This window comes from Geomonas sp., from assembly GCF_056994735.1.
In genome coordinates, this window is sequence record NZ_JBXKJL010000031.1 from 37,974 (window position 1) to 44,451 (window position 6,478).

Sequence of the window (6,478 nt, forward strand, 5' to 3'; positions counted from 1 at the left end):
CTTTTGCGGGAGCCGGGGGGGTCTTGGGACGGGTGAGAGGGGCCGCTACTTGTGGTAGCCGAGCTTGTGGGAGATCTCCTCCCCCGAGCGTACCACCAGGGGGATCAGTTCCTTCTCCAGCCTTTCGTCGGTGAACCTCATGGAAGGGCCGGAGATGCTGACCGCGCCGATGATCCTGCGGGTGTAGTCGCGGATGGGGGCGCCGACGCATTTGACCCCGACATCCATCTCCTCGTCGTCGATGGCATAGCCCTGGTCGGCCACCAGCTTCAGGTGCTTCTTGAGCTCGTCCCTGTCGGTCAGGGTCTTCGGGGTGTAGCGCTTCATGTCCTTGGTGGGGAGGTAGTTCTCCAGCTCCTCGTCGGTCATGTAGGCGATCTGGATCTTGCCGGCCGCGGTGCAGTAGGCCGGAAGCCTGGCGCCGACCCTCGGCACCACCCTGACGGTCAGGTCGGTCTCGACCACGTCCAGGTACACGATGTGGCACTCCTTGAGGATGGCCACGTAGGTGGTTTCGTTGCACTCCTTGACCAGCGCCTCGAGCACAGGGCGGGACTGGCGCAGAAGGCCCATCTGTTTTATGAAGGTCTGCCCCAGTTCCAGAGTCTTCAGGCCCAGCCTGTAGTTCTCGGTGACCTTGTTCTGCTCTATATAGTTTCTGGACTCCAGGGTGGCCAGGAGGCGGAAAACGTTGTTTTTATGCAGTTTCAGCCTTTTGCTGAGCTCCGTCACGCCGAGCTCGTCCACCTCGTCGTGGAACTGCTCCAATAGATCAAGGGCGTGGGATACGGCCTGAATGATGTATTCCGATTTTTCTTTTTTCGCCATTGGCTGCACCTGTTTTATTAGTGGGAAAATTCCAAACACTATTAACTAGGTTATTTACGGGGGGCTGTCAAGATAATTTATTTCTTGATAAATTGTTTTAATGTAACTACACTCACGATACGCGTCGGAGGCAGGTGTCGCCTGCCGCCGTCCGGCCGGGCCATGCCGAACCGCCTGACGATGGCCCTGTGATGCCGTCAAAATCACTCCTTAAAACATAGAATATCGTTTTAAAAATGTCAAGCACCAAAAGATTTTTGCCGGTCCGTGTCCTTCGGGCTGTTCTACCACACTTCTGCAGCGGCCCGTGGAGGCCCCGTGCGCCTGAACCTGATATCCAAACTGACGGTCGCGACCGGGATGGTGCTGTTGAGCACCATGGCGCTCTTCGCCTATCTCAACCTCAACAGCCTCAAGGACCTGCTGCTGCACGACGCCATCGCCGACGCGGACAACATCAGCGAGACCATCATCCGCACCACCCACAACCACATGCTGAGGGACGACCGTCCCCTGTTCTACAAGACCATCGAGCAGATCAGCGCCCACCGGGGGGTGGAGAGGGTGCGGCTGCTGAACAAGACCGGCCGCGTCATCTACTCCACCAACGAGGCTGAGATCGGAACCATCCTGAAGAAGGGCTCCGAGGTCTGCAGGGTCTGTCACGGAACCAGGCAACTCCTGGTCACAGCCTCCTCCACCCACAGGAGCCGCCGGTTTTACGACCCCAGGGGGGAGGAGTTCCTGGGGATCACCAGCGCCATCTACAACGAGGAGAGCTGCTACACCGCGAGCTGCCACTTCCATCCCGAGGCCTTCAAGGTCCTCGGGGTGCTGGACGTGGTGGTCTCCCTGGACAGGATGCATTCGCTCTTGGAAGCCTACCGGGACCGCAGCATCGCCCTGACCCTGGCGCTGATCGTCCTGACCTCGATCTCGCTCACCCTTTGCACCCAGAACCTGGTGAACCGCCCGGTGCGGGAACTACTGGGCCACACCAAGAAGCTCTCCCGGGGCGAGCTTGACGGACTGGTCAACACCTTCGCCAACGACGAACTGGGGGAACTGGCCGACTCCTTCAACGCCATGACGCTCAACCTGAGGAAGGCCCGGGAGGAGTTGGAGGGGTGGGGCAAGACGCTTGAGGAGATGGTCCAGCAAAGGACCCAGGAAGTCACCGCGATGCAGGCCCAGCTGATCCGCTCGGAGAAGCTCGCCTCCCTCGGGGAGCTCGTGGCCGGAATAGCCCACGAGATCAACAACCCGCTGACCGGCATCCTGGTCTTCTCTTCGCTGATCCAGAACAACCCAAGGCTCGACGAGACGCTGAGAAACGACATCAATACCGTGATGAGGGAGACCAAGCGCTGCGCCGACATTGTCAAGGGCCTTCTGGAGTTCGCCCGGGTGACCACGCCGCAGAAGGGGCTATGCAACGTAAACGACGTCTCCGAGGCCGCGCTCTCCCTGATCGAGCACCAGATCCTCTTCCAGGACATCAAGGTGGTCAGGCGTTACGCGCGGGACCTCCCGCTTATCCTGCTGGACCCCAACCAGTTCGAGCAGGTACTGGTCAACATCTTCCTGAACGCGGGCCAGGCCATGATGGGCGAAGGTGTCATCGAAGTCACTACGGCTGCCGATCCGGAGGGGGGAGAGGTGATCGTCAGGGTCAGCGATGACGGCTGCGGCATTCCCGAGGCCAACCTGGCCAAGATCTTCGATCCTTTCTTCTCCACCAAGGAGAACAAGGGAACCGGCCTCGGCCTCTCCGTCTCCTACGGCATCATCGAAAAACACGGAGGCCGCATCGACGTGCAGAGCGAGGTCGGGGTTGGCACCACCTTCATCATTGCCCTCCCGCTGCAAAACGAGGCTCTCACGGAAGCGGAGGGGAGGTGCCGGCTGGCATCGGAGAGGGCAACAACACTCTCAGACCCCGCCGGGTGAGGTGCTCCAGTATCCTGCGGCCAGGACCACCGGTCTCCGCCGCTCTTCAGGACCGCATCACCCGGCTCGGACCATGAGGACCAGCGCCTGCCATGCGCCTCCCAGTGCCCCGGGAGGCGCAAACCCGCGAAAGAAAACGATTGACACAGGCGCGACAATATTGCTAGTTTACGGTCGGGCCACCCCCTGACAGCCGGGCCGCCGAGGCCGGCGATGCGAACCGCCGACTTCTTACCCGCCCGCCACCCCGCAAAGGCCATTCCAGTCTATAAACCCCGGAGTAGCAGTGAACATCACCACAAACGGCGAAGCCGTATCAATCGAGCCCCTCACGGTCCAGGATTACCTCGTCTCCCTCGGCATAGACCCGCGCCGGGTTGCCGTCGAACTCAACCGGGATATCCTTCCCAAGGCACAGTACCAGGACACCCTCCTGAAGGAGGGGGACGCGGTGGAGATCGTCCACTTCGTCGGAGGCGGGGGCAAGATCCGCCGCTGAGGCCGCGCCGCAGGCGGAGCGGGATGCCCCACCCTCCCCTGCCGCTGGCCGCTGCCGTTCAACCATGATTTCCGGGCGAGACTGCGTTCGCGGCCGGGCTGCACATATTGAAGATCAACGATTGGAGAATAAAACAGATGTCACAAAGAAACGACAAACTCGTCATCGCCGGACGCGAATTCGACTCCCGCCTCATGGTCGGGACCGGAAAATACGCCGACTTCCACCAGATGGTCGAGGCCATCGAGGTCTCCGGTGCGCAGGTCATCACCGTGGCGGTGCGAAGGGTCAACATATCCGACCGCAGCAAGGAGTCGCTGCTCGACCATATCGACCTGAAGAAATACACCCTCCTCCCCAACACCGCCGGGTGCTACACGGCCGACGACGCCATCCGCACCTGCCGTCTGGCGCGCGAGGCGGGGCTTTCCGACTTCGTGAAGCTGGAGGTGCTGGGAGACGAGCGCACCCTCTACCCCAACAACGAGGAACTCCTGAAGGCTGCCGCGGTCCTGGTGGCCGAGGGCTTCACCGTCCTTCCCTACACCAGTGACGATCCGATCGTCTGCAAGAGGCTCGAGGATATCGGCTGCGCCGCGGTCATGCCGCTGGGCGCTCCCATCGGCAGCGGTCTGGGCATCAGGAACCCCTACAACATCAGGATCATCCTCGACACGGTCAAGGTACCGGTCATCGTCGATGCCGGTGTCGGCACCGCCTCCGACGCCGCCATCGCCATGGAACTAGGCTGCCACGGCGTCCTCATGAACACCGGCATCGCCGGCGCCAAGGACCCGGTCGCCATGGCTGAAGCCATGAAATACGCCGTCGCCGCGGGGCGGCTGGCCTACCTGGCCGGGCGCATCCCGATGAAGCTCCACGCCAACGCCTCCTCCCCGCTCACCGGTCTCATCGCGTGAAGGAGCTCGAGTCCCCCTGGATAGACTTCAACCTCTACCTGATCACCGGCAGGGGGGAGACGCTCGGGCGCAACCTCGAATTCGTGGTCGAGGAGGCGCTCAGGGGCGGCGTGCGCGCCGTCCAGCTCAGGGAGAAGGGGGGACCCGGCACCAAGGATCTCTACGAAACAGCCTACGAGCTCCGCCGCCTCACCTCCCGCTACGGTGCCAAGCTGATCATCAACGACAGGGTCGACATCGCCCTCGCGGTGGAGGCGGACGGAGTCCATCTCGGCAACCAGAGCCTTCCCATCTACAAGGTAAGGAGGCTTCTGGGGGAACGCAAGCTGATCGGCGTCTCCTGCCACAACCAGGTCCAGGCCATCACCGCCCAGGAGATGGGCGCCGATTTCGTCACCTTCGGCCCGGTCTACTACACCCCGTCGAAAGCTCCCTTCGGGGCCCCGGTGGGGTTGGAGAAACTCCGCCAGGTGACCGACATGCTCCAGATCCCGGTTTTCGCCCTCGGCGGGATCACCATCGACAACTGCGCCGAGGTCGCATCCTGCCACGTCCGGGGCATCGCCCTCATCTCCGCCGTCCTTTCCGCCCCAGACCCGCGCGAAGCCGCCCGCACCCTGCTGTCGCTCCTCCCCCCCCTGGAGCCCGGCGACTGAAATGACCCACGAGCTGATACATAGGGACCTGCGCATCAACTCCTACGGCTCCTTCCTGCGCCGCCACTTCGGCTGCCGGGTGAGCAAGGTCAACGTGGACGCAGGCTTCACCTGCCCCAACCGCGACGGCAGCCGCGGCACGGGGGGATGCATCTACTGCGACAACGCCTCCTTCTCCCCCAAGGACACCCTCGCCGTCATCCCGATCGAGGAGCAGCTCTCGGCCGGCATGGCCTACCACCGCACCCGCCTGCGGAGCGAGAAGTTCCTGGTCTATTTCCAGAAGTACACCAACACCTACGCACCGGTCTCCGAGCTTGCCGATCTCTACCGCCGCGCCCTCGACCACCCCGACGTGGTCGGCCTCTCGATCGGCACGCGCCCCGACTCCATCACGGACAGGACCATCGACCTCTTGAGCGAGCTGGCGCGGGAGCGCTACGTCTGCGTGGAGCTCGGGCTGCAGTCGATGGACGACGCCATCCTCTGCGCCATCAACCGCGGCCACACCCTGGCCGAGTACCTGGACACCGTGGAGCGGCTCGCCGGGCGGGGGATCGACATCTGCACCCACCTGATCTACGGCTTCCCCGGCGAAACCCGGGCCGGCTTTGTCAGGACCGCGCGGCTGATCTCCTCCCTTCCCGTCAGCTCGGTAAAGATCCACCAGCTGCATGTGGTGACAGGGACCCGGCTGGCCGAGATGTACCGTGACGGGAGCTACCGTCCCATCTCGCTTCAGGAGTACCTCGGAGGTGCCTGCGATTTCCTCGAGGAGCTCCCCCCCCGCGTTTCTATCCAGAGGCTGTACGGTTCGGCCCCGCTCTCCATCCGGGTCGCCCCCAACTGGGATCTGAAGAACAACCAGATGTGGTACGCCGTGGTGAACGAGCTCAAGAGGCGCGGCAGCTGGCAGGGATGCCGGTTCGGTGGCGAAGTCAGGGCGGCGAACGGAGAATGGTAGTCCACCTTCACAAGGAGCAAGGATGAAAAAGGCAACCCTGATCGGCAGCCAGCAGGAATACCCGATAGGCAAGATCCTCTGCATCGGGAGGAACTACGTCGACCACATCAAGGAACTCGGCAACGACATGCCGGAGCGCCCGGTGATCTTCATGAAACCGGCCTCCAGCGTGATCGGCGAGGGCGAGGAGATCGTCATCCCCTCCTACTCCAGCGACTGCCACCACGAGGCCGAGCTGGCGCTTTTGATCGGGACCGGCGGGAAGGAGATCCCCGTTGCCCAGGCCATGGGGCACGTGGCCGGTTTCGGAGTGGCCATCGACCTGACCCTGCGCGACGTGCAGTCCGAGCAGAAGAAGAAGGGGCTCCCCTGGGAGATCGCCAAAGGTTTCGATACCGCCTGCCCCCTCTCCCCCTTCGTCCCCGCCGCTTCGGTTGCCGATCCGCAGGACGTGCGGATAACCCTGTCGGTGAATGGCCAGCCGCGTCAGGACGGCTCAACCGCATTGATGATCCACCGCATGCCCGAGCTGATCAGCTACCTCTCCTCGATCTTCACCCTCTCACCCGGAGACATCATCCTCACCGGCACTCCCGCGGGGGTCGGGCCGGTCACGAGCGGCGACCGGGTGGTGGCGGAGATCAGCGGGGTGGGGCGCCTG

General features: G+C 62.9%; 7 protein-coding genes. 6 read left to right on the forward strand and 1 reads right to left on the reverse strand.

The window, feature by feature from the left end; genetic code table 11:
• Window positions 1–45: 45 nt before the first annotated feature.
• Window positions 46–828, reverse strand: a complete 783-nt coding sequence (locus AC11W3_RS01390) for an IclR family transcriptional regulator (RefSeq protein WP_484090339.1) — start codon at window positions 826–828, stop codon at window positions 46–48.
• A 318-nt stretch (window positions 829–1,146) separates the two neighbouring features.
• Here AC11W3_RS01390 and AC11W3_RS01395 point away from each other — a divergent pair, with 318 nt between their 5' ends.
• From AC11W3_RS01395 to AC11W3_RS01420, 6 genes are all read left to right on the forward strand, one after another.
• The gene (locus AC11W3_RS01395) at window positions 1,147–2,778 is read left to right on the forward strand and encodes a sensor histidine kinase (RefSeq protein ID WP_484090340.1); all 1,632 of its coding nucleotides are present in this window, start codon (window positions 1,147–1,149) and stop codon (window positions 2,776–2,778) included.
• Between the two features lie 286 nt (window positions 2,779–3,064).
• Entirely contained in the window at window positions 3,065–3,277 is a 213-nt protein-coding gene (thiS, locus tag AC11W3_RS01400; RefSeq protein ID WP_484090341.1) for a sulfur carrier protein ThiS, read from the forward strand.
• 137 nt (window positions 3,278–3,414) lie between these two features.
• Window positions 3,415–4,197, forward strand: coding sequence for a thiazole synthase (locus AC11W3_RS01405; RefSeq protein WP_484090342.1), 783 nt, complete (start codon window positions 3,415–3,417; stop codon window positions 4,195–4,197).
• Entirely contained in the window at window positions 4,194–4,853 is a 660-nt protein-coding gene (thiE, locus tag AC11W3_RS01410) for a thiamine phosphate synthase (RefSeq protein WP_484090343.1), read from the forward strand. The genes AC11W3_RS01405 and thiE overlap by 4 nt, the downstream gene beginning before the upstream one ends.
• A 1-nt stretch (window position 4,854) precedes the next feature.
• Complete coding sequence (mnmL, locus tag AC11W3_RS01415) at window positions 4,855–5,817, forward strand: tRNA modification radical SAM protein MnmL/YtqA (protein ID WP_484090344.1); 963 nt, start codon at window positions 4,855–4,857, stop codon at window positions 5,815–5,817.
• A gap of 22 nt (window positions 5,818–5,839) precedes the next feature.
• Window positions 5,840–6,478 (forward strand): fumarylacetoacetate hydrolase family protein (locus AC11W3_RS01420; protein WP_484092361.1); only part of this gene is annotated, 639 nt, incomplete at its 3' end.